Below are 24,872 nucleotides of genomic sequence, written 5' to 3'. Positions count from 1 at the left end.
CTCCCTTCACCGTTCCGGCCACCGTATCGGCGGCGGCCGACGGAACGGCCCGGGTCACTCGTAGGGGTTGGCGGGCTTCTTGATGCGCCGGACGGACGTGCCCTGCAGCAGGTGCACGCCGCTCTCGGCGGCCTGCGGGGTGAGCGGCCGCCAGGTGCCCTCCACCTGCACCCACGCGTCGGCGGGCGGCCGGGGCAGCCCCTTGACGATCACGGGGAACGGCACGGCGTCGCCCGCGCAGCACGCCATCCGCAGCCGGGTGACCTGCCAGCCGCCGTCGCGGCGGGGCGTGACGAACCCGGTCAGGCGCACCGGCACGCCCTCGAACGAGGCCGGGTCGCCGGTCTGCGCCTGCCACGCCCGCCCGATGAACTCGCCCATCGTCATGGGGATCGGCCCGCGGTCGCGGGGCAGCGCCCCGAAGCCCTCGGCGGCCGGGCTCGGCGGCGGGGCGGCCGGGCGGTCGGCGCCGCGCGCGGCGGTGAACGACCCCAGCGCGGGCGGCGCGATCACGAAGATCGCCAGCACGGGCAGGCAGAGCAGCCACGCCACCCGGGGCCCGCGCGCATGGTCATGCCCGTCATGCCCGTGATGCCCGTCATGTTCTTGATGCCCGTCATGCCCGTCGTGTTCCGGAGCGGGGTCGTCCGTCCACTCGCGGCGCAGGCCCGCCGCGCCCAGCACCAGCAGCGCCAGCGCCGCCGGGACGAGCACGTACCGGAACCCCGGCCGGACGTAGTTGAGGTAGTCGTCGGTCGCCAGCGTGATCCACAGCACGGCCCCGCCGAGCAGGATCAGCAGCAGGTTCTGCGCGGCCCGCGTCACAGCAGCACCCCTCCCACCAGAACGCTCACGGCGACGGCGAGCGCGAACGTCAGCGGGACGAACCGCACCGCGAACCGCCGTCCGAAGAACCCCGCCTGCAACGCGACCAGCTTCAGGTCGACCATCGGGCCCACGACCAGGAACGCCAGCCGGGCCGTGGGGGAGAACTGCGACAGGCTGGCCGCCACGAACGCGTCGGCCTCCGAGCAGATCGACATCAGCACCGCCAGCAGTGCCAGCACCAGCACCGACAGCCAGCCGGCGTCGGCGACGCCGTCCACCCAGCCGGCCGGGATCGCCACGTTGATCGTCGCGGCGGCGGCGCCGCCCACCACCAGGAAGCCGCCCGCGTGCATGATGTCGTGCCGCATGGCCTGGCGGAACGCCTCCCACCGGCCGGCGCCCGCGGCCTCGGGACGGGACGGGACGCGGATCCAGTCGCCCCGGCCGACCAGCAGCCAGGTCCAGCCGGCCAGCACCGCCACCAGCAGCGACGCGGCGAACCGCCCCACCACCATCTCCGGGTTGCCCGGGAACGCCACGGCCGTGGCCACCAGCACCACCGGATTGATCGCGGGCGCGGCCAGCAGGAACGTCAGCGCCGCCGCCGGGGCCACCCCGCGCGCCATCAGCCCGCCCGCGACCGGCACCGACGCGCACTCGCAGCCGGGCAGCACCGCACCCATCGCCCCCGCCACCGGCACGGCCGCCCCCGGCCGCGATGGCAGCACCCGCTTCCAGAACGCCGCCGGGACGAACGCCGTGATCGCCGCCGACAGCATCACCCCGAACACCAGGAACGGCAGCGCCTGCACGCAGATCGCCACGAAGATCGTCGTCCAGGCGTGCAGCGCGCGGCCGTCCACCGCCGGGGCCACCCAGAGGCGTCCGGCGACCAGCACCGCGGCCAGCGCGGCGAATCCCCAGGCGGCGCGGGTGCCGGGCGCCACGGGCCGGCCGGGAGCCCAGCCCGGGGGAGGAAGGAGATCATCGTCGTCGGCCGTCCGCAGGCCGGCGGGGTCGGTCATGGAGATCATCGTCCCACATGCATCCCATGTGCGCAGTCGTCACATTCACCTCAATGGGCGCGCCGTGATGTGAGCAAGGCAATGCCAACGTCAATATTGATCTCTTCGTGATCGTGCGAAGATCGGTAGGCCCTCGGGTGGCGGGATCGCCTGCGGGGCAAGGGTTCGCGGACTTCCGTCTCGCTCGTCTGAAAGATCGTTAAACCGACGATCTACCTGCACAAGGGTAAAATCGGGTCCGTTTTTGCATCCCTTGGGTAAATCGTCCTATACTCAAGTCCTGTCCTGGTCAACCAGCCATTGACCTGGCCAATCGCATAGCCGTCGCCTCCCGCCCGCCAGGCGGGACCCCCCTTCGCCGGTTCGCGGCCGACCATGCAACGGCCGCATCCAACGGGGGCACTGGAGCTCCGACCGGCAGGCATCTCACCCGTTTCATTCCGTACGCGCACGCTCGCGGCCACCGGGGGTCGCTCTCAGGTGCGCGCACGCGGCCGACCCTGCCCAACGGGCGGCCCACTTTGCACGGGTCTCTTTTTCCCGACGGCCCATCCGAGCTGTGCCTCGGAGCCGTTTCCCTGCACCGACAACGCGCCGCCGTGGCGTGCCCGCAGGAGACGGCTGCTCCCTGTCCGCCGAACGAAGGATTCCTATGCAGCAGCGTGCGCTCAATGTCGTCATGACCGCCGTGACCGGCTCGTGCCTGGCCGGCATGCTGGTGGCCGGAGTGGCCGCCGCAAGTGACGACGCCGCCGCGCCCAAGACCATGCCGTCCCAGCAGACGCTGACGGCGGCCCAGGAGAACAACGTTCTGAGCCTGCGGCAGAACCAGGCCGCCCAGGGTGAGGCCGCCCAGGCCGACGCCCTTTCCCAGCCCGCCAAGAAGCCCGAGAAGAAGGCCCTGCTGACGGGCCGCACGACCGCGTCCTACTTCTGGGACGACGGGTCCGGCATCAACGGTGACACCGGGGCTCCCGCCAGCGGCAGGCCCATGCAGAAGGGCCTGTTCGCCAGCCCCAGCTGGCCCCTGATGACCAAGGTGCGCGTCACCTACAACGGCCGCAGCCGCGTCGGCTTCATCGGTGACCGCGGGCCGGGCGCGCCGTCCCACAACGGCGTGATGCTGGACCTGGACACCTACACGTTCCGCTACCTGCTGGACGGCGGGAAGCCCGCCAGCAAGTACAACGCGGGCACCGGCGAGGGCCACCTGCGAGGTGTGAAGTACGAGGTGCTGGAGTGGGGCGACGGCCCCGGCACCAGGGGTGCGCCCCGGCCTCTGTAAGGGGGCGGCCCCCTAGGGGACCCCTTGGGGCGCGCCCACACGGCACGCCCTGGGGAGCCGTGGAGGACGCCGTCCACAGACGTCCCTCGCGGAGTCGGCAAGAACGCCCCGGTGGTCTACGGACCACCGGGGCGTTCGCGCACCCCGGTGTCAACGGCTCTGGCGTCAGCGGCCCGCGGTGTCAACGGCCCAGGGCGGCGCGGCCCCAGCGTCAGAGGCTGCCGGTGTCAACGGCCCCGGCCGCCGGGGGCCGGCGTCAGCGGCCCGCCAGCGCGGCCACGACAGGGGCGAACTCCTCCATCTGCGTGTCGGACACCACGTAGTAGGAGAAGCCGTAGGTGTCCCGGCGCGCGGCCATCTGCTCGGCGATGTGGTCGGGCGGGCCCACGAACTGCGACGGCATGTCCAGCACCAGCTCCGCCGACGAGGCGCCCCAGCCGCGCAGCACCGCCACGCGCGCGGCCGCCTCGCGCGGCCCGGGGCCGAACGTGGGCGACACCAGCATGCTCAGCTCGACGTCGCGTCCCTGGGCCCGCACGTGGTCGACCTTGCGGGCGATCGTGCCGGGCAGCCGCTCGGTGATCTCGTCGGAGATCGTGCCGTCCGGCAGGGCCCGGGGCAGGATGCCCACGATGTCGGCGTAGCGGCCCGCCAGCCCCAGCATGCGCCTGCTGCCCGCCCCCACCAGAAGCGGAGGCCGGGACGCTGGACGCGGGAACACCTCCAGATCGCGCACGCTGTAGTGCCGGCCGGTCATGGAGACCTTCTCACCGCCGAGCAGGCCGCGCATGATCCGCAGCGACTCCTCCAGCCGTTCGACCCGCACGCCCGGCGGGTCGAACGGTATGCCCGCCCGGTCGTACTCCTCGCGCAGCCAGCCCGCGCCGACGCCCAGCTCGAAACGGCCGCCCGAGACCTGGTCGAGCGTCGCCGCCTCCTTGGCCAGCAGCACCGGATGCCGGTGGTCGTTGGCCAGGACGAGCGTGCCGACGCGCAGCGTGCTCGTCGCGCAGGCCGCGGCCGTCAGCGCCACCATGGGGGCGAGCTGGTCGCCGAACGGCTCGGTCAGGAAGTGGTCGCGCAGCGTCACGGTGGAGTATCCGAGGCGCTCCGCCCGTCGCGCCACGGCCGTCAGCTCGTCGGCGGACCGGGCGCTCTCGACGACCACGCCGAATCTGAAGGGGCGTCGTTCTCCGGTGCTCATGCGCCCCATGCTGGCTTTCGGACGCGCGGTCGCGCTGGCAGGAATCCGACGTCACGTTGCGGGGCGCGAGCGTCCGGCGGGGCCAGTGGCGACGGCGCGATGCCTGGCTCAGGTGTCCAGAGAAAGGGCGTTCTGTCGGCCATGTGGTCCCGCCGGACGCTTTCATGCTGACATCCGAACGCGGTTTCCGGAAGGTGCGTGTCACCCTGTGGAGCGGTCCGATTTCGGAAACATTAAGGTAACCATCCGGCCACCCCCACGACGGTCCGTGGCCGCGCCGGGTCAGGCGGCGGCGATGAAGGCATGGGCGCGCCGGAAGAGGCCCAGGGTGATGGAGTGCAGCAGGTCGCCGGTCTCCTTCGGCGCCTTGCCGGCGAAGGCCCGGGCGTGGGTGCCCTCCAGGACGATGCCGAGCTTGAAGCAGGCCAGCACCGCGTACCAGGTGATCGACGCCAGGTCGCGGCCGGCGACCGCGTCGGCGCGTTCTGCGTAGGCGGCGACGAGCTCGTCGGTGCCGGGCAGCCCGCCCGCCGCGCCCAGCGGCCCGGCCAGCGCCGCGCTTGCGTCGCCGTGGCGCGGCCAGGTCGCCAGCAGCCAGCCCAGATCGAGCAGCGGGTCGCCGATCGTGCACATCTCCCAGTCGACGATCGCGGCCACCCGGGGCCCGTCGTAGGAGTACATCAGGTTGGCCAGGTGGTAGTCGCCGTGCAGGACGCCCGGCCGCCACGTCGCCGGACGGTTGGCCTCCAGCCAGCCCGCGACCTTGCCCAGGCCGGGGATGTCCGGGCCGGGGTAGCCGTCCAGCGCGGCGTAGGACTCCAGCTCCGCCATCCACCGCCCCACCTGGCGTTCCAGGAAGCCCTCCGGCCTGCCGAAGTCGGCCAGGCCCACCGCGACGTGGTCCACGGCGCCCAGCGCCGCCAGCGCGCGGGCGGCGTTGAGCCCCATCTCGTGGCGCACCGCCGGGTCGGCGGCGTGCCGCTCGGGCAGCTCCACCGAGGCGTTGAATCCCTCCACCGGCGTCATCAGGTAGAACACCGAACCGCCGAGCACCTCGTCCGGGCAGGCGGCGATGACGCGCGGGGCGGGCACGTCGGTGCCGTCCAGCGCCGACAGCACCCGGGCCTCGCGCATCAGCACCTCGTTGATGCGGGGCCGCAGGTGCCGGGGCCCGCGCCGCAGAACGTAGTCGCGCCCGCCGCGGCGGAACCGGACCAGGACGTTCTGGGTGCCGCCGGTCAGCTGCGCCACGTCCTCGAACGAGCCGCCCGGCAGCCCGGCGGCGTCCATCCACCCGGCCAGCGCGGCGAAGTCGACCAGCGTGGGATCGATCTGCTCGGGCTGTTGCACGACGTGTCCTTCCCCCGGTCCTCGGCGGGCGCCGAAAAACGGGCGCATCCGCGCAAGCGGTGATGTTACGGTGCCGCATGCCGGCCGCGGGACTCCGGTGCGACTTCCGGGACCACCACCTTTGCAGTGATGATTCGCAACTCGCTCCCTCATTCCCCGGCCGGCGCCCTCCAGACCCCGAGCGGTGGCCCATGACCGAAGAGACCCACGCCGACCTGATCGCGTGTGAGGACGCGCTGATGTTCGTCAACGCGGCGATCACCTCCACCGGGCAGCGGGAGTTCCACCACGACGCGGGCGAGCAGCGGCTGTCGCTGGACTTCCTGCACGCCTACATGCTCGCCAACTACCGCGAGGTGTACGCGGCGGCGCTGGCTCTGGACGTCAACGACCACAACGCCGTGATGATCATCCGGAACCTGCTGGCGCACGCCGCCGAGGTCGGGCCGCAGCGGCGCCGCATCGAGGGACGGCTGATCGCCCGGCGCCTGGAACTGCTGCCGCCGCAGCGCGTCTACCGGCTGTTCCGCCAGGTGCGCCGCGCCGGGATCAACAACCGCCGCGTCCGCGCCATCTTCCGCGACTGGCTGGCCGCGCGCCCCGACCTGGCGTTCGACGCCGTCAAGTACCGGGGCGCGGTGAAGGACGCCGCCCGCCATGCGCACCTGCCGCTGTCCGGCGAGCTGGGCGACTTCCTGTTCAGGCCGCGCAGCCGCAAGTCGTTCCGCACGCCCGTGTTCGAGACGTGGCGCCGCGCCCACTACGAGCAGGCCGCCGTCTACGAACTGCCGTACACGGTCGCGCAGGGATTCGCCGCCAGGCACGGCATCCCCCACGAGGTGTTCCTGGAGCGCATCGCGCCCAAGCTCACCCGGCTGGAACGCCTCCGTCTGCAGACAAGCGCGCGCGTGCACAAGGCGGACGCGGTCCGCGCGGACCTGCGGACGATGCCGCTGACCCGGCTCGCCTCCTACGTGCTGTCCCTTCCAATGGACGAAAGAGCCGAACGCCGTGCCGAACTGACGGACGCCCTGCGCGCGGCGGCACGCCGGGTCGCGGGAGCGCGCGCTTGGGGACGGGTCGCCGCGGTACTGGACGACAGCTACTCCACGGTGGGATCGGGCGAGAAGCGCCGCCGTCCCCTCGCGGTCGCGCTCGCCTGCCACTACCTGCTGGAGGCGCTCGCCACCGACTACAGGCCGCTGTGGACGTCCGGCCGTACCGACCCCCTGCTCCTTTACCCGCACGGCCCCACGCCCCTGGGCGAGCGCGTCCTCGACGCCCTCGACGTGCTGGCCGCACCCGCCCCGCACCCGGGGACGGAGGCGCCCGACCGGCTGGTCATCGTGTCGGACGGGTGGGACAACGATCCCCCCGGCCTGGCCGCCGAGGTGCTCCGGGTATGGCGCACCCGCCTGGACCCGGACGGCCGCGTGGAGATCACCCACCTGAACCCCGTCTACGACGCCGACGACTTCGACGTGCGGCGGCTGTCCCCGGCGGTGCCGGCCGTCGGCGTCCGCGACGCCGAGGACCTGCCCCTGCTGGTCGAGCTGGCGCGCTTCTCCGAGGGGCGGCTCGGCCTGGCCGAGCTGCGCGCGCACCTTGACGAGCAGGTCGAGAGCTTTCTGGAGAAGACGTGACGGCGTTCCGGCTCGACGGGCTGCACACCCGTCCCGCCCAGACATGGGGAACGTTCCGCCTGGTGCCGCTGGTCCGCGACGAACCGGTCCCTTGGCTCCGGCTCCACCGCAAGGCGTACGGGGACAAGCCCACGGTCGTGGACGTGGGCGACGGCTCCTTCTACACCTCCTACTTCATCCCGCACGCGTTCGTCGCCACCTGGCAGGACGGCGAGGCCGCCGCCTCCTACGGCACCCGCCTGCTGGACAAGGACACCGCGGGCCATGCGCCGCCCCGCGTTCCGGTCAGGATGACGCGGCGCATGGCGCGGCGGGCCGACCGCACCCGCCTGCGGTTCCTGCCGCTGCACCTGGCCGTGGAGGGGTACCTGGCGCTCCACTTCGGCGGCCCCGAGATCGTCTGGGAGGAGTACTCCCGCCGCGCCGTCTCCCGGGGGCTGTCGCCGCGTGCCGAGGAGGCCTACACCGGGCACCTCGTCCAGGGGCTCGACGACGCCCTGCGGATCTTCGAGATCCATGACGGGCAGTGCGGCGTGCTCGTCTACGTGGCCGACGCCCTGGCCAGCGCGTTCGTCGTGCCGCACCCCGACGACTACCGCGCGCTGCACGCCACGCTCGTCGAGGACCTGTTCGGGGAGCTGATCTACCACTACGCGCTGCTCGCCGCGCCCGCCGCGCCGTTCCCCGTCCGCATCGACGACACGGCGGTGCGGTCGCCGGCGGACCTGTGGGCCCAGGCCGCGCTGCGCCGCCGCGAGTGGGCCGACTTCCACGACGAGGTCATGGCGGCCGGGCTGTTCGGCCAGATGTCCCGGTACCAATCGGTCCAGGCGCTGCACGACTTCGAGCTGACGCGCTTCCTGCCGTCGTTCACCCCGCGCCGGGAGAACCACATCGGCGAGGTGATCACCGACGGGGACGCCCGCGTGGCGTACCTGAAGACCTTCCGGCTGTCGGAGACCCAGACCCGGCGGGGCTACCTGCTCACCCGGCTCGCCGAGTACGACTGGAACCTGCGCGCCACCGCCGCCGCCCTCGGCACGGACGAGGCGGCGCTGGCGCTGCGCCTGGAACGGGCGGGCTTCGGCTACCTGCTACGCCAGGACGTCCTCGACCACTTCCGCGCCCAGGCCCGCACCCCCGCCTCCGGACAGCGGCCGGCCACCCGCCGCCGCTGAGGGCGCGCCGCCGCGAGGCCACGGCCGACCGCGCGGGCCTTGAGCCGACGGCCGGGCGTCGGGTGGGCGCCTGCGCCCGCGGGGGCGCCCCGGCGAACGGTCAGGCGGGGCGGAGTCCTGCGAACAGGTCGTCCTCGCGGGCGGGGGCCTCGACGCGGCTGGAGCGGCGGACGAACGCCTCGGTGCCGAAGACCACCTGCTGGACCTCCTCGGGCAGGCGCAGCAGGAAGATGTTCTCGCCCTGGCTGGCGTGGGCCTCCAGGGCCTTGCGCTTGCGGGTGGCGTAGGCCGAGACGTCCACCACACTGGTGATCAGCTCGTCGGGGGTGCCGAAGTCGTCGGGCAGCTCCACGTCGGGCATGTCGAGACCGGACGCCCGCAGGTGCTCCGTGAGCTGCGCGACGCCGGACCGGGGCACGGCCGTGTAGTAGAGCTTGTCCGGGACGCCGCTGAGCTCGGCGGCGGCCATCGTGATGCGGTGGGCCTGGATGTGGTCGGGGTGGCCGTAGCCGCCGTTCTCGTCGTAGGTGACCACGACCTGCGGGCGGTAGCGCTCCATCAGCGCCGCCAGCCGCCGCGCCGCGTCCTCGACCGGCACGTTGGCGAACGCCTCGGGGTGCTCGTTGGTGGACCAGCCGACCATGCCCGAGTCGCGGTAGCCCAGCAGCTCCAGGTGCTGGACACCGAGCAGGCCCACGGACTCGTCGAGCTCGGCGAGCCGCCGCCGGGCGACCCGGTCGGCGTCGTGGCCCGGCTCGCCGGGCTTGGCTCCGTTGTCGTCGTCGCCCTGCTCGCCGTTGGTGCAGGTCACCAGGACGGTGCGGACGCCCTCGGCGGCGTGGTGCGCCAGCACGCCGCCGGTGCCGAGCACCTCGTCGTCCGGATGGGCGTGGACGGCCATCAGGGTCAGTTCGTCACTCACCCCGGCCACTGTAGGCGGTGCCTGCGACATTCCCGGCCCGCCGCTCGCCGCCCGCAGCCCGCGGCGCCGCCCGTCGTCCGGCGCCGCGGCCGCGTGTCAGCTCAGGGGCGGCCCGGTCTCCGCCTGCGAGGCGGCCTCGCTGGCGGACAGGTCGGCGCTGGTCAGCGGGTGCGCCAGAGGGGCGAAGGGGAACATGGAGGTGGCCTTCAGGCCGTCCACCACCAGCAGCTCGCCGGGTTCCAGGAGCCGCCAGCCCGGGTCGTCGTCCATCCGCTCGCTGGCGATCACGTACGCGGGCGCGGTGTGACGGCCGTCGCCGTTCGGGCCGGCCACGTCGAGGCTGCCGGGTTCGTGCGGGGACTGCAGGTGCCGGAAGCCGCCGAGCCGGGGCTTGAGCACCCACAGCTCGTTCTGCTCGGGATAGCGCAGCGCCCACAGCCTGCACGCCTCGGCCAGCAGCAGGTTGAGCGAGTACACCGGCAGTTCGGCGGCGATGCGGCGGATCGCCGCGACCAGCCCGGCGGTGGTGTCGCCGTGCCTGCGGATCTCGGCGGTGACGTAGGCGAACACCCGCTCGGAGTCGGTATCCCCCTCCATCAGGGCCTTGTCCACGTCCGTCAGCCAGGAGTCCAGCACGTCCATGCTCTTCACCACGCCGTTGTGCGCGAACAGCCGGTCGTTCATGTCGAACGGGTGGGCGTTGTGCACCGAGACCGGCGTGCCGGAGGCGTACCGGACGTGCGAGACGAAGGTGTGCGACACCACGTTGCGGGCGTGCGAGGCGAAGTCGGCGTTCTGGTACGCCGCGATCGGCGCCCGGTCGCGCACCGGCTCGTCTCCGAGGGAGAACCAGCCGAGGCCGGTGCCGTCGGGCATGCGGCGGCTCTGCGCCTTGAGGCTCTGCGGGGCGTCCAGCAGCCAGAACGTGGCCCGGACGCGGGGGCCGCCGGTGGTCATCCCGAAAAGTCGGCACATGGTCTCACCCTGCCGGAGGTCACTCGGCCGCGTCGGGGTCGCGCACCGCGCCCGCCGTCCCGGGGTGCCCGCGGTGCCCGCGCTGGACGAAGAACCAGCCGACGAGCAGCGCCGCGGCGATCGCCGGCACGGCCATTACGGTCATGTGCCCGGCCCCGTCCCGGTCGAACCACATCAGCACCGCCACCGCCAGCAGGAACGCCAGGGTGAGCGGCTGGGTGACGGGCGAGCCGGGCAGCCGGTAGGCGGGCCGCCGCACCCGGCCCAGCCGGGCCCGCCGCACGAACTGCAGGTGGGACAGCATGATCATCGCCCAGGTGCCCAGGATGCCGATGGCCGCGAGGTTCAGCACGATCTCGAAGGCCCGCGACGGCACCCAGTAGTTGAGCCCCACGCCCAGCACGCAGATCGCCGAGGTCAGCAGGATGCCGCCGTAGGGGACCTGGGACCGGCTCATCGCCATGGTGAAGCGCGGCGCCGACCCGGCCGCGCCCAGGGAGCGCAGGATCCGTCCCGTGGAGTACAGCCCGGAGTTCAGGCTCGACAGCGCCGCGGTCACCACGATCAGGTTCATCACGTCGCCCGCCGCGGGGACGCCCAGCTTCGCCAGCACGGTGACGAACGGGCTCTCGTCGGCCGAGTAGGCGTTCCAGGGCAGCAGCATGGCCAGCAGCACCACCGAGCCGACGTAGAACAGCAGGATCCGCCAGACGATGGAGTTGATGGCCTTGGGCATGACCCGTTCGGGGTCCTGGGTCTCGCCCGCGGCCACGCCGACCAGCTCGGTGGAGGCGTAGGCGAACACCACGCCCTGGATGACGACCAGCATGGGCAGCACGCCGTGCGGGAACACGCCGCCGTGCTGGAAGATCAGCCCCGGGCCCGAGTCATGGCCGCCCACGTGGTGCCCGGTGACGAGCAGGCCGATGCCGATGAGCATGAACGCCACCAGCGCGCCCACCTTGACGATGGAGAACCAGAACTCCAGTTCCCCGAAGATTCGCACCGAGATCAGGTTGACGGTGAGCACGACGGCCAGGGCGATCAGGGCGAGCGTCCACTGGGGGATCGGGGTGAAGGCGTCCCAGTAGTGGATGTAGAGGGCGATGGCGGTGATGTCGACGATGCCGGTGGTCGACCAGTTGAGGAAGTGCATCCATCCGGCGACGTAGGCGCCCTTCTCGCCCATGAACTCCCGCGAGTAGGACACGAACGACCCCGACGACGGCCGGTACAGGACGAGCTCGCCGAGTGCGCGCACCACCATGAACGCGAAGAAGCCGCAGACCGCGTAGGCGATGGCCAGGGAGGGGCCCGCGCTGGCCAGCCGTCCGCCGGCGCCGAGGAACAGGCCGGTGCCGATGGCCCCGCCGATCGCGATCATGTTGACGTGCCGCGTCTGCAGGGACTTGCGGTAGCCCAGGTCGCCGGCGTCCACCGGGGCGCCGGGGCGGGGGTGCGCCGCGGCGGTGTCCGGCCGGGTACGGGCGGACGGGTGCGCCGCCCGCGGATCGTTGTCGCTCACGCGTCGTTACCGCCTTCCCACGGGTCGTCTCCGCGTCGGACCCGGTGCAGTTTCGGATAAGAGACCCAAACATGTCAAAACGGGCCGCCTAAAATGCCGGGAAGGTGCAGAAGATCGGTTCTTGGGACGCTTCGTCGACGGCCGGGACGCCGATGCCCTACGGTCCTGTCATGGCGACGCCTCTGGTGCTGCTCGACGTGGACGGTGTGCTGAACCCGTTCGAGCGACCCGCGCGCGATTACCGCGGACACCGCTGTTCGCCCAACGGCGTCACCTACCGGCTCTGGCTCAACTCACGTCACGGCCCCATGCTGCGGGACCTCGCCCGCGCCACGGGCGCCGAACTGGCATGGGCGAGCTACTGGTGCGACGAGGCCAACGTCTGGATCGCCCCCAGGGTGGGGCTGCCGAACCTGCCGTTCGTACCGATCCCCCCGTTCCCGGGCGCCGGCAACGGCGTCACGCTCGGCTCGTGGAAGGCCCGGCACGTGGCGCGGTGGGTGGAGGGACGGCCCTTCGTGTGGTTCGAGGACGAGCCGGACGCCACCGACTGCATCGCGGCGGAACCCGGCGTGGGGGAGCACCTGCTCGTCGCCGTCGACCCGAGGCGGGGGCTCTCCGAGGAGCACCTCGACCAGGCCCGCGACTGGCTGCACGCCCTGCCCCGCTGACGCTCCCTGGCCGACACCGCCGCGCTGACCCCGGACAAGGGCGAGGCCCCGGCCGGGAGTGCACACGGTGCGGCCGGGGCCTCGCCTGGGGGAGGGTCAGCAGGTGTCGAGCAGACGCGTCAGGGCCGACTTCTCGGCGCTGTCGACGCTGAGGTCGTAGCGGTACTTCACGTCGATCCAGGAGCGGGCGTACATGCAGTGGAACGAGGTGAGCGGCGGCCTCCACTCGGCCGGGTCCTTGTCGCCCTTCTCCTGGTTGACGTTGTCGGTGACCGCCCACAGCTGCGAGCTGGTCAGGTCGTTGGCGAACTGCTGGCGGAGGCTGGTCGTCCAGTTGCTCGCCCCCGACCGCCACGCCTCGGCCAGAGGCACCATGTGGTCGATGTCGATGTCGGACGGGTTGGTCCAGGTGGCCCCGTCGTACGGGCTGACCCACGACCCGGAGGTGGGGTAGCAGTTCGTGCCGACCTGGACGTTGCTGCCGTCCCGCTTGAGCACCTCCTCGCGGGTGTTGCAGGTGCCGGAGACGGTGGTCCAGTGGGGGAACTTGTCACGGCTGTAGCCGCTGGAGGACCCCTCGGAGGCGACGCGCAGCGCGGCCAGGTGCGACACGGAGGTGCTCTTGTCGGGCGGGGGCGGCGGCGCCGCGAAGGCGGGCGGGGCGGGCAGCGCGGTGACGAACGCGGCGGCCCCGGCGAGGGCGACGGTGGCGGCGGTGAAAGCGGGCCTTCTGTGGCGCATGGGGTTCTCCTGGCGTCAGGGACTGGAGTCACCCACTAGTGTTAATTAAGGCGATAAAACAGTGATTGTCTGATTGGTAACGAGCCGGGCGTTGATCCGGTGACAGTCCGCCATTGACGCCAAGCGGAGGAAATGTTCCTGCCGCACCCTCGGGCGCGCGCCCGTTGTGGCCAGATATGTCACCGCGCATGGTCCAAGGCCCGACGCGGCGGGGTGTCATTCGTCCAAGACGCCGCCCCCGCCGCGCCCCTAACCTCCGTGTCACCTACCCGACCTGGGAAAACACAAGGTCACCCGGAGCAAAGGAGAGGACCATGGCGCGATCGCCGCTGCTGGACATGGCGTTCGGCTTCATGCCCGCGCAGATCATCTACACGGCCGCCGAACTGCGTCTGGCCGACGCTCTCGCCGACGGCCCCCGCACCGCCGGGGAACTCGCCGAGCGGACCGGCACGCACGCGCCGTCGCTGCTGCGGCTGCTCCGCGCGCTCACCGTGCTCGGCGCCGTACGGCAGCCGGAGCCGGACCGCTTCGCCCTGACGGACGAGGGCCGGCGGCTGCGCGGCGACGTCCCCGACTCCATCCGCGGACTGGTCGGCCTGTTCTGCGCTCCGGAGGTGTGGCGGTCCTGGGGGGAGCTGACCGAGACCGTGCGCACCGGCGAGTACGCCTGGGAGCGGGTGACCGGCGGGACCCCCTTCGAGTACTTCGCACGCAACCCCGAACTGTCGGCGACGTTCAACGCCGCCATGGCCGAGGGCACGCGCGACGTCGCCCCCGCCGTCGTCAAGGCGCACGACTTCGGCCGCTACCGCACGATCGCCGACCTCGGCGGCGGCAACGGCACGCTGCTGGCCGAGATCATGAGCGCCGTGCCCGGCCTCAGAGGCGTGCTGTTCGACCTGCCCGCGGCGTTGGAACGAGCCGGGCGGACCCTGGAGGGGGCAGGCGTCGCCGACCGTTGCGAGGTGGTCCCGGGCGACTTCTTCGAGGCCGTCCCCGAGGGCGCCGACGCCTACCTCCTCAAGAGCGTGATCCACGACTGGGACGACGAGAAGGCCGCCGCCGTCCTGCGCACCTGCCGCGCCGCGATGACGCCCGGCGCGCGCGTGCTGATCGTGGAGCCGGTCCTGCCGCCCCTGGTCACGCCCGAGTTCCGCGGGGCGCTCATGAGCGACGTGAACATGCTCGTCGCCACCGGCGGCCGGGAACGGACCGAGGCCGAGTTCCGCGACCTGCTCGCCGCGGCCGGGCTGCGGCCGGTGTCGGTGTCCGACCGGCTGGAGCCCACCACCTACCGGATCATCGAGGCGGCTCCCGTCGAGGCGGCCCCGCGGCCATGAGGGTCAGGTGCGGGTCCAGTCGGGCTGGATGAGGCCGGCGACCCGCACCTCCCGCCCCAGCAGCACCACCTCGCGGAACTGCCAGAGCATCGCCCCGGTCGGCGCGTGCACGACCCAGTCGGGCCCCAGGCGCATCTGGAGCAGGCGCCCGCCGTCCAGTTGGGGGACCCAGCGGGGGGTGTCGTCCGCGGCCAGCCTCCGCAACGTCACCAGGTGGATCGAGTGCACCTCGTCCGGGTCGGGACGCAGGGGGCCTGGGGAGTCCAACGCCACGACAACGGGCGTGATGGCGAACCCGGACGTGGCCGGGAAGTCGTCCAGCCTGCCCAGGACGTCCTCAGGCTCCGCCTCCAGGCCGACCTCCTCGCGCAGCTCCCGCAACGCCGCCTCGACCGGGGTCTCGCCCGCGTCCACACCTCCCCCCGGCAGGCCCCACTGACCCGCGTTCCGCCCACGGTAGGCGCGCCTGATGAGCACCACCGACAGGGCGCCGTCGTGCTCCAGCACGCACACCACCACCCCGGCGCGCCGCAGCCCGGGGGAGTCGGGGACCGTCGTGTGGGAGAAGCCCCGCAGCCGTGGCGCGGCGCTCTCCCGGAAGGCCGCCAGGTTGCCGAGTGGATCGCTCATGTCCCGATCGTGCCAGGCGACTCGTGCCGGGCGACAGGCCGGGCGACAGGGCGGGCGACAGGGCGGGCGCCGCCGTGATCGTGTCGCATTCCTCCAAGAAAACGTCGGTGCCGCCGTCTAACGTGGTGACGCCTGTTCGGAAGGAGACCTCGATGACGATGCGCACGCTGATGGTGCCCGCCGCCGAGGCGGCCGCCCGCGTCATGCGGGCCGTGCCCGCCGACCGGCTGGACGCGCCGACGCCCTGCCCGGACTGGGACGTCCGGGCGCTGGTCAACCACATGATCTTCTGGAGCGGACGGGCCGAGGGCGCCGCGCACAAGCTGCCGCCCCCCGCCGAGCCCGGCCCGGACCACGACTTCACCGCCGACGGCGACTGGGCCGAGCTGTACGCCGCTCACGTCCACAAGGCCGCCGAGGCGTGGTCGGAACCGGCCGCGTGGGAGGGCACGACCAACCTCACCGGCCAGGGCGACATGCCCGCGACGTTCATCGGCGGCATCGTGTTCGTCGAGTGCGTGCTGCACGGCTGGGACCTGGCCGCCGCCACCGGGCAGCGCACCGCCTTCCGCGACGACGTGGTCCGCGCCGCCTATGAGCACATCGAGCGCACGGCGGACACCGGCCGCAAGTACGGGGCGTTCGGCCCGGAGGTGGCGGTCCCCGGCACGGCCCCGCTGTTCGACCGGCTGCTCGGCCTGACCGGACGCGATCCGCACTGGGAACCGCGGCGGTCGTAGCGGCGGGCCGTGCTCGAGTCGGCGGCGCGCCGCGGCCCCACTAGGCTTGGAGGCATGTCTTCCGCCTCTTCGATCCGTGTTCGTTTCGCACCGTCGCCCACCGGCATGTTCCACGTGGGCGGGGCCCGCTCCGCACTGTTCAACTGGGTGATGGCCAAACAGTCGGGCGGGACGCTGGTGCTGCGGATCGAGGACACCGACGCCTCCCGCAACAAGCCCGAGTGGACCGAGGGCATCATCCGCGCCCTGGCCTGGCTGGGCATCGACGGCGAGGAGTACGAGGGCCCCTACTTCCAGTCCGCCAACGCCGACAGGCACCGCGAGGCGGCCACCCGGCTGCGCGAGCAGGGCCGGGCGTACTACTGCGACTGCACCCGCGAGGACGTCGTCGCCCGCGCCGACGGCCAGTCCCGGGGCTACGACGGGTACTGCCGCGACCGCGGACTGGAGCCGGGGCCGGGACGGGCGCTGCGGTTCCGCACCCCCGACGAGGGCCAGACCGCCGTCGTCGACCTGCTGCGCGGCAAGCCCGAGTTCGACAACGCCGTGCTGGAGGACTTCGTCATCGCCCGCGGCGACGGGTCGGTGACGTTCCTGCTGGCCAACGCCGTCGACGACATCAGCCAGGGCATCACGCACGTGGTGCGCGGTGAGGAGCACCTGCCCAACGCCCCCAAGCAGCAGCTGCTGTGGGAGGCGCTGGGCGCCGAGCCGCCGGTGTGGGCGCACGTCCCGGTGATCGTCAACGAGAAGCGGCAGAAGCTGTCCAAGCGGCGCGACAAGGTCGCCCTGGAGGACTACCGCGCCGAGGGCTACCTGGCCGAGGCGATGCGCAACTACCTGATGCTGCTGGGCTGGGCGCCGTCGGGCGACCGCGAGATCGTCCCCTGGGACGAGATCGTCGAGGAGTTCCGGATCGAGGACGTCAACACCTCCCCGGCGTTCTTCGACGTCAAGAAGCTGCGCGCGTTCAACGGCGAGTACATCCGCGCGCTGTCGGCCGACGAGTTCGCCGCCGCGTGCCTGCCGTTCCTGGAGGACGCCCCGTTCGAGGTCGACCCGGCGGTGTTCGCCGAGCTCGCGCCGCTGGCCCAGACCCGGGTGGGGGTCCTGGCGGAGATCGTGCCCATGGTCGACTTCGCGTTCCTGGACGAGCCGGCGTTCGACGAGGCGTCCTGGACCAAGGCGATGAAGGGCCCGGCCGCCGAGATCCTGGCCGCCGCCGAGGAGGCCTACCGCGACGCGCCCTGGGAGACCGACGAGCTCAAGACCCGCCTGGAGCAGGTCGGCGCGGCGCACGGCCTCAAGCTCGGCAAGGCGCAGGCGCCCGTCCGCGTCGCCGTCACCGGCCGCACCGTGGGCCTGCCGCTGTTCGAGTCCCTGGAGATCCTCGGCCGCGAGCGCACCCTCGCCCGCATCGCCGCCGCCCGCGCCCGCCTCGCCGCCGCATCCGGCTCGTAGCCCCCGGCGCCCGGCGTCCCGGCGGGAGGGCCCAGCCCGCCCGCCGGGCGCGCATGCCTGCCCCATGGCATCACGACCGCAGCCGCCGCCGTGATCTCCTGTCGGGTCAGCGGAAGGTGATCGAGCCCGGGTAGTGGCCGGACGCGCAGACGAAGTTGAGCCGCCCGGCCCTGGGGGCGCCCAGGTCGACACGGGTGTCGCCGTTGACGGGGAGCACGATGTCCACGTCGCGGGAGGGGATGGTGAAGGCGCGGGTGTGACCGCGCGTGTCGGCGGTGCGCAGGACGAGCACGGTGGGCACCCCGGCGCGGGCCGCCACCACGGCGGGGCGGTAGCCGCGGTCGAGCGCCCATATGGTGACGATCTGCCTGCCGGAGGCGTCCACGTGCACCGCTGACGCGTCCGCCGCGGCCGTGTCACCGCCCCCGCCCGCGGGCATCCAGCCGCCCAGGCGCAGCCCGGACAGCAGCGTCCAGCCCGCGACGGCCAGCAGCGCCACCGCCACCAGGGGCGTCAGGCGGCCGCGCAGGCGGCCGAGCGCGACGCCCACCAGGCCGAACACCGGCGCGCCGCCCATCACGAACCCGGCCATCACGGCGGCGCCGCCGACGGGGGAGCGGGACGCGACCGCCATCAGCTCGGCCGACAGGGTCAGGCCGCAGGGCAGCAGCACGGTGGCCGCCCCCAGCGCCGCCGGCCGCCATCGCGACCCGCTTCCCGGGCGCCGCGTCGACGGCGCGGACCCGTCCGCGCCCGGGGAGCCCGCGGCGTGACAGGACGGCCTGTCCACCTCGGCAGACGCGGCGCCGGCCGCAGGGGCGTGGCACGTGTCGCCGTGGCGGGGGAGGAGGCGCCGTACCGGGCGGACGCCGAGCAGGTCGAGGGCGAACAGCAGCAGCGCCACCGCCGCCAGGGCCAGCAGGGCGCCGCGTACGCGGGGGCCGGGCTGGACCGCGCCGCCGACCATGCCCAGGACGGCCCCCAGGCAGGTGTGGGCGCCGAGCCGGGCGGTCAGGAACGCGGCCACGGGCCCGGACGGCCGTTCGGTGTCGCGTATCGCACCCGTCAGCAGGCCGAGCTGCACGGCCGCGCAGGTGGTGACGCCCGCCAGCAGCCCGGTGGCGGCGCCGGCGGCGAAGAGCGCGGGAGCGTCCATGGGCATCTCCTCCCGCAGCCGTACCGTCCCCGGCACCGGCCGTCGCCAAGCCTGGCCCGGAGGGCACCTGTCAGTGGCGGGAAGGACAGGAAACGCGCGCCACCGCCGCGGAGCCCAGCGCCGGCCCGGGGATCGGCCCAGGAAAGGCCTGATGGGCGACCTAGGGAGCGGTCTCCCCGGGGGCGTCGAGGACCGAGCGCAGATCGGCGAAACGGCGTTCGAGTTCGGTGAACTCGGCCCGCATGTTCTGCGGCAGGCGCTTACCCACGACCTCCAGCTGGTCCTGGACGGCCGTGAGCCGTCCGGCGAGGCCCTCGCGACGGGCCCGCAGCAGGTCGGCCTGGTCGCGCAGCATCGCGGCCTGCTCGCGCAGCAGCGCCGTCTGCTCGCGCAACTGCTTGTTCTTGTTGTGCAGCTCCACGAACACCGACACCTTGGCGCGCAGCACCCACGGGTCGAACGGCTTGGAGATGAAGTCCACCGCCCCGGCGGCGTAGCCGCGGAAGGCGTAGTCGGGGTCGCTGTCGACGGCGGTGAGGAAAATGATCGGCACGTCGCGGGTCTTCTTGCGGCGCTTGATGTCGCGGGCGGTCTCGAAGCCGTCCATGCCGGGCATCACCACGTCCAGCAGGATCACCGCGTACTCGTCGGTCAGCAGCGCCTTGAGCGCCTCCTCGCCGGAGCGGGCACGCACCAGGTCCTGGTCGAGGGAGCTGAGGATGGCCTCGAGCGCGATCAGGTTCTCCTCGCGGTCGTCCACGAGAAGGATCTTCGCCTTGTCGTCCACGCGTGGCCTCTCTCCTCGATCCGATCCCCCGGCCGGGCCGCGGCGCCCCGGTCACGGCGCCGGCCGCCGGCGCGTGCCCCGCCCCACCGCGCCCGGCCGCCGCCCCGATCATCCCACGGGTCCCCGCGCCCCTCAGCGGACATGTTCTCGAACGGGTCAGCGAACCACCGACGGCTGCAGCCAGCGCCGCATCACGTCCAGCAGCCGGTCGACGTCCACCGGCTTGGGAACGTAGTCCGAGGCGCCCGCGGCCAGGCTCTTCTCTCGGTCGCCCTTCATCACCTTCGCCGTGATCACGATGATCGGCAGTTCGGCGAACTGCGGCATCTCCCGGATCGCGGCGGTGGTGGCGTAGCCGTCCAGGCCGGGCATCATCACGTCCATCAGCACCAGCGCCACGTCCGGGTTGCGGTGCAGCAGGTCGATGCCCGCCTGCCCGTCCTCGGCGTACAGCACCTCCATGCCGTAGCCCTCCAGGACGCTGGTCAGCGCGAACACGTTCCGCACGTCGTCGTCGACGATCAGCACCTTGCGGCCCGACAACGCGGTGTCCAGGAAGTCGGCGGGCGGCTCGGGCAGCACCCCGTTCAGCGGGCCCTCGTCGCCGGCGCTCTCACGGGCGGGGACGTCGTCGCCGCGGCCGGACGGCACGGCCTCCAGCGGCGCGGACGGGGCGGACGGCGCGGCCGCTCCCGCCGCCTGGACGGTGCGGACGGCCGGTGCCGCCGCGCCCTGCTCCTCGGGCGCGGGCCGCCGCCGGTCGTCCTGCGCGGGGAACTGGACGGGCAGGTAGAGGGTGAACACGCTGCCGCGGCCCACCTCGCTCTCCACGTGGATCTCCCCGCCCAGCAGCCGGGCGATGTTGCGGCTGATCGACAGGCCCAGCCCGGTGCCGCCGTAGCGGCGGCTGGTGGTGCCGTCGGCCTGCTGGAACGCCTCGAAGATCGCCTGCAGCTTGTCCTGGCTCACCCCGATCCCGGTGTCGATCACGCGGAACGCCAGCACGTCGGGGGTGTTCCACAGCGCCGGGACGGTGAAGTCCATGTCGCCGGCCCGTTCCACGCGCAGCCGCACCTCGCCCTCGGCGGTGAACTTCACCGCGTTGGACAGCAGGTTGCGCAGCACCTGCTGCAGCCGCTGCTCGTCGGTGTACAGCGTCGCCGGGACGTCCGGGGCGATCTCCACGCCGAACCGCAGGCCCTTGTCCTGCGACAGCGGGCGGAACGTCGCCTCGACGTAGTCGACCAGCGCGGACACGCCGAGCTCCTGCAGGTGCACCTCCATCTTCCCGGCCTCGACCTTGGCCAGGTCCAGGATGTCGTTGATCAGCTCCAGCAGGTCGGTGCCGGAGTCGTGGATGGTGCGGGCGAACTCGACCTGCTTGTCGGTCAGGTTCCCCTCGGCGTTCTCGGTCAGCAGCTTGGCCAGCACCAGCAGGCTGTTGAGCGGGGTGCGCAGCTCGTGCGACATGTTCGCCAGGAACTCCGACTTGTACCGCGAGGAGATCGCCAGCTGCTCGGCGCGTTCCTCCAGGGTCCGCCGGGCCTGCTCGATCTGGTAGTTCTGGATCTCGATCGCGCGGTTCTGCTGGGCCAGCAGCGCCGCCTTCTCCTCCAGCTCGGTGTTGGAGTGGCGCAGCTCGCCCTGCTGGCGCTGCAGCTCGTCGGACCGTTCCTGGAGCTCCTGCGCCAGCCGCTGGGACTCGGCCAGCAGCGCCTCGGTGCGGGTGTTGGCGCGGATGGCGTTCAGCGTCACCCCGATCGTCTCGATCAGCTGGTCGAAGAACGCCAGGTGCACGTCGGTGAACCGGCCGAACGAGGCCAGCTCGATCGCGCCGAGCACGGTGTCCTCGAACACGATCGGCAGCACGATGATGTTGACCGGGGCGGCCTCGCCCAGCCCCGTGCCGATCTTGACGTAGCCGGGCGGCGCGTCGGTGAGCAGCACCGTGCGGCGCTCCCGCGCGGCCTGCCCGACCAGGCCCTCGCCGTTGGCGAACCGCACCGTGCCGATCCGGTCGCGGCGGATCCCGTACCCGGCGATCAGCACCAGCCCGGCGTCGTCGGCGTCCGCGCCGTCCGGCCGGTCCTCGGGGTCCTCGGCCAGGTAGAACGCGCCGTACTGGGCGCTGGCGGTCGGGGTCAGCTCACTCATGATCAGCTCGGCGACCTGCATGAGGTCGCGGTGGCCCTGCATGAGCCCGCCGATGCGCGCCAGGTTGGTCTTCAGCCAGTCCTGCTCCTGGTTGGCGCGGGTGGTCTCGCGCAGCGTGGCGACCATCAGGTTGACGTTGTCCTTGAGCTCGGCCACCTCCCCGCGCGCCTCCACGGTGATGGAGCGGGTCAGGTCGCCGCGCGCCACCGCCCGGGCCACCTCGCCGATCGCCCGCACCTGCGTGGTCAGGTTGCTGGCCAGCTCGTTGACGCTCTCGGTGAGCCGCTTCCAGGTGCCCGACACGCCCTCGACCTCGGCCTGCCCGCCCAGGCGGCCCTCCGTGCCGACCTCCCGGGCGACCCGGGTCACCTCGGAGGCGAACGACGACAGCGTGTCGACCATGGTGTTCAGCGTGGTCTTCAGCTCCAGGAGCTCGCCCTGGGCGTCGACGTCGATGCGGCGGGTCAGGTCGCCGTGTGCCACCGCCGTGGCGACCTGCGCGATGTTGCGGACCTGGGTGGTCAGGTTGGACGCCATCCCGTTGACGTTGTCGGTCAGGTCCTTCCACATGCCGCCCGCGCCCGGCACGATCGCCTGCCCGCCCAGGCGGCCCTCCGTGCCGACCTCGCGGGCGACGCGGGTGACCTCGTCGGCGAACGCCGACAGGATGTCGACCATCGTGTTGATGGTCTCCTTGAGCTGCAGGATCTCGCCCTGCGCGTCCACGGTGATCTTGCGGGTGAGGTCGCCCTGCGCGACGGCGGTGGTCACCTGCGCGATGTTGCGCACCTGCGTGGTCAGGTTCCCGGCCATCGAGTTGACGTTGTCGGTGAGGTCCTTCCAGACCCCGCTGACCCCGTGCACCCGCGCCTGGCCGCCCAGGCGGCCCTCCGTGCCGACCTCGCGGGCGACGCGGGTCACCTCGTCGGCGAACGCCGACAGCGTGTCCACCATCGTGTTGACGGTGTCCTTGACCTCGAGGATCTCGCCCTGCGCGTCGACGGTGATCTTCTTGGTCAGGTCGCCCTGCGCGACGGCCGTCGTCACCTGGGCGATGTTGCGGACCTGGTACGTCAGGTTGGACGCCATGCCGTTGACGTTCGCCGTCAGGTCCTTCCACACGCCGCTCACGCCCGGCACCCGGGCCTGGCCGCCCAGCCGGCCCTCGGTGCCGACCTCCCGGGCGACGCGGGTGACCTCGTCGGCGAACGCCGACAGGGTGTCGACCATCTGGTTGACCGTCAGCTTGAGCTGCAGGATCTCGCCCTGCGCGTCCACCGTGATCTTCTTGCCCAGGTCGCCCTCGGCCACCGCCGTGGTGACCTGGGCGATGTTGCGCACCTGCGAGGTCAGGTTGTTGGCCATGGCGTTGACGTTGTCGGTGAGGTCCTTCCAGACTCCGCTGACGCCCCGCACGTTGGCCTGCCCGCCCAGCTGCCCCTCGGTGCCGACCTCGCGGGCCACCCGGGTGACCTCGTCGGCGAACGCCGACAGCTGGTCGACCATGGTGTTCACGGTGAGCTTCAGCTCCTGCAGCTCACCGGTGGCCTCCACCGTGACCTTGCGGGTCAGGTCGCCCTTGGCGACCGCCGTGGTCACCTCGGCGATGTCGCGGACCTGCGAGGTCAGCCGGTCGGCCATCAGGTTCACCGCCGCGGTGACGTCCCGCCAGCGGCCGGTCATGCCGCGCGCCGACGCCTTGCCGCCCAGCCGTCCCTCGGTGCCGACCTCCCGGGCGAACTGGGTGACCTCCCAGGTGAACTGGTCCAGCAGCTCCACCATCGAGTTGGCCGACCGGGCCATGCGCAGCAGCTCCCCGCGCATCGGCCGCCCGCCGACCCGCAGCTCCACGCGCTGGTTCAGGTCGCCCGCCGCCACCGCCTCCACCACCTTGTGGATGCCGGTGGCCAGGTCGGTGAGCTTGTCGATGATCGCGTTGGCGTCCTCGACCGCGCTGCCCCAGGTGCCCTTGAGCGCCCCGGGCCGCAGCCGCCCGCGCAGCTGCCCCTCTCGGCCGATCTCACGCCGCACCCGCGACAGGCCGGAGGCGATGTGCTCGCCGTTCTCGCGGATCTCCTCCAGGATCGCCGCGGCCTGCGCCACGGCGCCCTCACCCGGCACGTCAAGCTCGTTGCGGAGCTTGCCGTCCCGCACCGCCGCCAGCGCTTTCAGCAGGGGTGCCAGGTCGGCGTCGCTGTAGCGCGGGGTGGTGTCGTGAGACCCGTTGCGATGGCTCAGCGAACGGGGAGCGGTTCGGGGCATGCTGTTTCATCCTCCTGGCCCGCGATATGGGTACCCGGGAACGACGGACACCTTCTGGCGTGGCCGCACCTGTACTTTACGTTCCGCACCGCCGGTATCGCCGCCAAGAACGCACGGCCAGGCGCGGATCGGGCCCGGTAGCCGGCCCGGACGGGGGTATGACACGACGCGGCGGGGGCTGCCTCGTAGTCTTCGTGTTACGGTCTGTCGTGTTGTGGCGGCCTGGCCGCTTCCGTCCGCCGGGCCGGGATATGTCCCGGAAGTCCCCCCGCTCCCCGGCGGCCCGGGTGCCGCGGCCGGGCCCCGCCGTCGGGACCGCCCGTCCGGATCCCGCCGGTGGCGGGACCTCTCCTGGCCGGACGGCGAACCCGTCTGTCACGATAGCCGGGCCCCGTGCAAGCTCGAAGTGAGGAACGACTGTTGGATCGGCAGACGGCGGCGGCGCACACGGCGCGACCGGCCTCGGCGCAGACGGTGTCGGCCACCTTCCCCTGTGCCGCCACGTCCGTGGCGGAGGCCCGGCGGTTCGTCCGCCGGGTGCTGACCGGCTGGCACATGGACCAGGCCGTCGACGACGCCGTGCTCGCCACCAGTGAGCTGGCCACCAACGCCGTCGCCTACGCGGGCACCTCGTTCGAGGTGGTCTGCCATCTCACCGACGGCGAGATCCAGATCGAGGTCCGCGACCGCCACCCCACCCGCGTCATCGAGATGCCCGGCATGGAGGCCTCCAGCGGCCGCGGCCTGCCGTCGATCGCGGCCCTGTCGGCGTCCTGGGGCGTCACCTACGACCGGCGCAGCAAGGGCGTGTGGTTCCGCCTGCCCCGCGCCGGCGACGAGACCGACACCGGCCCCGACCCCGAGGACGCCGCCACCACGACCGCTGCGACGTCCGGTGCGGCGGGCGGCGCCGCCGAGCCGACCGGCGGCATCGCGGGCTGGGCCACCGACCTGATGGAGCGGATGGGCGCCGTCGGCGCGGGCGCGGCCAT

20 protein-coding genes are annotated in these 24,872 nt (G+C 72.7%); 8 read left to right on the top strand and 12 right to left on the bottom strand.

Annotated elements, in window-relative coordinates:
* Positions 1-54: 54 nt before the first annotated feature.
* Together ABD811_RS21890 and ABD811_RS21885 are read right to left on the bottom strand one after the other, a co-directional pair.
* Positions 55-825, bottom strand: coding sequence for a TIGR03943 family putative permease subunit (locus ABD811_RS21890; RefSeq protein WP_344950687.1), 771 nt, complete (start codon positions 823-825; stop codon positions 55-57).
* Positions 822-1,862: a permease gene (locus ABD811_RS21885; RefSeq protein WP_344950684.1), complete on the bottom strand. Its 1,041-nt coding sequence runs from the start codon at positions 1,860-1,862 to the stop codon at positions 822-824. Before ABD811_RS21885 ends, ABD811_RS21890 begins: the two co-directional genes overlap by 4 nt.
* 643 nt (positions 1,863-2,505) lie before the next feature.
* Between ABD811_RS21885 and ABD811_RS21880 the strand changes: the two genes are divergently transcribed.
* On the top strand, positions 2,506-3,138 hold the full coding sequence (locus ABD811_RS21880; protein WP_344950682.1) for a hypothetical protein: 633 nt from the start codon (positions 2,506-2,508) through the stop codon (positions 3,136-3,138).
* A gap of 256 nt (positions 3,139-3,394) precedes the next feature.
* Here ABD811_RS21880 and ABD811_RS21875 read toward each other — a convergent pair whose 3' ends face one another.
* Both ABD811_RS21875 and ABD811_RS21870 read right to left on the bottom strand, forming a co-directional pair.
* Entirely contained in the window at positions 3,395-4,342 is a 948-nt protein-coding gene (locus ABD811_RS21875) for a TIGR03621 family F420-dependent LLM class oxidoreductase (protein WP_344950680.1), read from the bottom strand.
* Positions 4,343-4,624: 282 nt separating this feature from the next.
* Entirely contained in the window at positions 4,625-5,692 is a 1,068-nt protein-coding gene (locus ABD811_RS21870) for a phosphotransferase family protein (protein ID WP_344950678.1), read from the bottom strand.
* Between the two features lie 191 nt (positions 5,693-5,883).
* Between ABD811_RS21870 and ABD811_RS21865 the strand changes: the two genes are divergently transcribed.
* Positions 5,884-7,335, top strand: coding sequence for a vWA domain-containing protein (locus ABD811_RS21865; protein WP_344950675.1), 1,452 nt, complete (start codon positions 5,884-5,886; stop codon positions 7,333-7,335).
* On the top strand, positions 7,332-8,513 hold the full coding sequence (locus ABD811_RS21860; protein WP_344950673.1) for an ARPP-2 domain-containing protein: 1,182 nt from the start codon (positions 7,332-7,334) through the stop codon (positions 8,511-8,513). The genes ABD811_RS21865 and ABD811_RS21860 overlap by 4 nt, the downstream gene beginning before the upstream one ends.
* 100 nt (positions 8,514-8,613) lie before the next feature.
* Here the strand turns inward: ABD811_RS21860 and ABD811_RS21855 are convergent, their stop codons facing one another.
* The 3 genes from ABD811_RS21855 to ABD811_RS21845 all read right to left on the bottom strand — a co-directional run bounded on the left by ABD811_RS21855 (position 8,614) and on the right by ABD811_RS21845 (position 11,935).
* The gene (locus ABD811_RS21855; protein WP_344950670.1) at positions 8,614-9,435 is read right to left on the bottom strand and encodes a PIG-L family deacetylase; all 822 of its coding nucleotides are present in this window, start codon (positions 9,433-9,435) and stop codon (positions 8,614-8,616) included.
* 96 nt (positions 9,436-9,531) lie between these two features.
* Entirely contained in the window at positions 9,532-10,410 is an 879-nt protein-coding gene (locus ABD811_RS21850) for a class II glutamine amidotransferase (RefSeq protein WP_344950667.1), read from the bottom strand.
* A 19-nt stretch (positions 10,411-10,429) separates the two neighbouring features.
* A complete protein-coding gene (locus tag ABD811_RS21845; protein WP_344950664.1) occupies positions 10,430-11,935 on the bottom strand; it encodes an amino acid permease in 1,506 nt (501 codons plus the stop codon).
* A 170-nt stretch (positions 11,936-12,105) separates the two neighbouring features.
* Between ABD811_RS21845 and ABD811_RS21840 the strand changes: the two genes are divergently transcribed.
* Positions 12,106-12,606 carry an HAD domain-containing protein gene (locus tag ABD811_RS21840; protein WP_344950662.1) on the top strand — a complete coding sequence of 167 codons (501 nt, stop codon included), beginning with the start codon at positions 12,106-12,108 and terminating at the stop codon, positions 12,604-12,606.
* Positions 12,607-12,702: 96 nt separating this feature from the next.
* Here ABD811_RS21840 and ABD811_RS21835 read toward each other — a convergent pair whose 3' ends face one another.
* The gene (locus ABD811_RS21835) at positions 12,703-13,347 is read right to left on the bottom strand and encodes an HNH endonuclease family protein (protein ID WP_344950659.1); all 645 of its coding nucleotides are present in this window, start codon (positions 13,345-13,347) and stop codon (positions 12,703-12,705) included.
* Between the two features lie 314 nt (positions 13,348-13,661).
* Between ABD811_RS21835 and ABD811_RS21830 the strand changes: the two genes are divergently transcribed.
* On the top strand, positions 13,662-14,690 hold the full coding sequence (locus ABD811_RS21830) for a methyltransferase (RefSeq protein WP_344950656.1): 1,029 nt from the start codon (positions 13,662-13,664) through the stop codon (positions 14,688-14,690).
* 3 nt (positions 14,691-14,693) lie between these two features.
* Here ABD811_RS21830 and ABD811_RS21825 read toward each other — a convergent pair whose 3' ends face one another.
* Positions 14,694-15,320 carry an NUDIX hydrolase gene (locus ABD811_RS21825; protein ID WP_344950653.1) on the bottom strand — a complete coding sequence of 209 codons (627 nt, stop codon included), beginning with the start codon at positions 15,318-15,320 and terminating at the stop codon, positions 14,694-14,696.
* A 152-nt stretch (positions 15,321-15,472) separates the two neighbouring features.
* Here ABD811_RS21825 and ABD811_RS21820 point away from each other — a divergent pair, with 152 nt between their 5' ends.
* Both ABD811_RS21820 and gltX read left to right on the top strand, forming a co-directional pair.
* Complete coding sequence (locus ABD811_RS21820; RefSeq protein ID WP_344950650.1) at positions 15,473-16,060, top strand: TIGR03086 family metal-binding protein; 588 nt, start codon at positions 15,473-15,475, stop codon at positions 16,058-16,060.
* A gap of 54 nt (positions 16,061-16,114) precedes the next feature.
* A complete protein-coding gene (gene gltX / locus ABD811_RS21815; RefSeq protein ID WP_344950647.1) occupies positions 16,115-17,521 on the top strand; it encodes a glutamate--tRNA ligase in 1,407 nt (468 codons plus the stop codon).
* Positions 17,522-17,627: 106 nt separating this feature from the next.
* Here gltX and ABD811_RS21810 read toward each other — a convergent pair whose 3' ends face one another.
* The 3 genes from ABD811_RS21810 to ABD811_RS21800 all read right to left on the bottom strand — a co-directional run bounded on the left by ABD811_RS21810 (position 17,628) and on the right by ABD811_RS21800 (position 23,880).
* Positions 17,628-18,677: a sulfite exporter TauE/SafE family protein gene (locus ABD811_RS21810; RefSeq protein ID WP_344950643.1), complete on the bottom strand. Its 1,050-nt coding sequence runs from the start codon at positions 18,675-18,677 to the stop codon at positions 17,628-17,630.
* A 160-nt stretch (positions 18,678-18,837) separates the two neighbouring features.
* Complete coding sequence (locus ABD811_RS21805) at positions 18,838-19,464, bottom strand: response regulator (RefSeq protein ID WP_344950640.1); 627 nt, start codon at positions 19,462-19,464, stop codon at positions 18,838-18,840.
* 156 nt (positions 19,465-19,620) lie between these two features.
* Entirely contained in the window at positions 19,621-23,880 is a 4,260-nt protein-coding gene (locus tag ABD811_RS21800) for a HAMP domain-containing protein (RefSeq protein WP_344950637.1), read from the bottom strand.
* Between the two features lie 420 nt (positions 23,881-24,300).
* Between ABD811_RS21800 and ABD811_RS21795 the strand changes: the two genes are divergently transcribed.
* A partial coding sequence (locus tag ABD811_RS21795; protein WP_344950635.1) for an ATP-binding protein occupies positions 24,301-24,872 on the top strand: 572 nt, incomplete at its 3' end.

Source organism: Actinomadura miaoliensis (assembly GCF_039536785.1).
Taxonomy (GTDB): domain Bacteria; phylum Actinomycetota; class Actinomycetes; order Streptosporangiales; family Streptosporangiaceae; genus Spirillospora; species Spirillospora miaoliensis.
The sequence above is the reverse complement of the archived record's forward strand: the minus strand, read 5'-3'. Positions and strand labels throughout refer to the sequence as shown.

Bases quoted from the DNA above. Each gene is read 5' to 3' on its own strand.
- ABD811_RS21835 (WP_344950659.1), bottom strand. From the start codon at position 13,347: ATGCGCCACAGAAGGCCCGCTTTCACCGCCGCCACCGTCGCCCTCGCC.
- ABD811_RS21820 (WP_344950650.1), top strand. From the start codon at position 15,473: ATGACGATGCGCACGCTGATGGTGCCCGCCGCCGAGGCGGCCGCCCGC.
- ABD811_RS21850 (WP_344950667.1), bottom strand. From the start codon at position 10,410: ATGTGCCGACTTTTCGGGATGACCACCGGCGGCCCCCGCGTCCGGGCC.
- ABD811_RS21865 (WP_344950675.1), top strand. From the start codon at position 5,884: ATGACCGAAGAGACCCACGCCGACCTGATCGCGTGTGAGGACGCGCTG.
- ABD811_RS21810 (WP_344950643.1), bottom strand. From the start codon at position 18,677: ATGGACGCTCCCGCGCTCTTCGCCGCCGGCGCCGCCACCGGGCTGCTG.
- ABD811_RS21840 (WP_344950662.1), top strand. From the start codon at position 12,106: ATGGCGACGCCTCTGGTGCTGCTCGACGTGGACGGTGTGCTGAACCCG.
- ABD811_RS21825 (WP_344950653.1), bottom strand. From the start codon at position 15,320: ATGAGCGATCCACTCGGCAACCTGGCGGCCTTCCGGGAGAGCGCCGCG.
- ABD811_RS21830 (WP_344950656.1), top strand. From the start codon at position 13,662: ATGGCGCGATCGCCGCTGCTGGACATGGCGTTCGGCTTCATGCCCGCG.
- ABD811_RS21800 (WP_344950637.1), bottom strand. From the start codon at position 23,880: ATGCCCCGAACCGCTCCCCGTTCGCTGAGCCATCGCAACGGGTCTCAC.
- gltX (WP_344950647.1), top strand. From the start codon at position 16,115: ATGTCTTCCGCCTCTTCGATCCGTGTTCGTTTCGCACCGTCGCCCACC.
- ABD811_RS21875 (WP_344950680.1), bottom strand. From the start codon at position 4,342: ATGAGCACCGGAGAACGACGCCCCTTCAGATTCGGCGTGGTCGTCGAG.
- ABD811_RS21885 (WP_344950684.1), bottom strand. From the start codon at position 1,862: ATGATCTCCATGACCGACCCCGCCGGCCTGCGGACGGCCGACGACGAT.
- ABD811_RS21880 (WP_344950682.1), top strand. From the start codon at position 2,506: ATGCAGCAGCGTGCGCTCAATGTCGTCATGACCGCCGTGACCGGCTCG.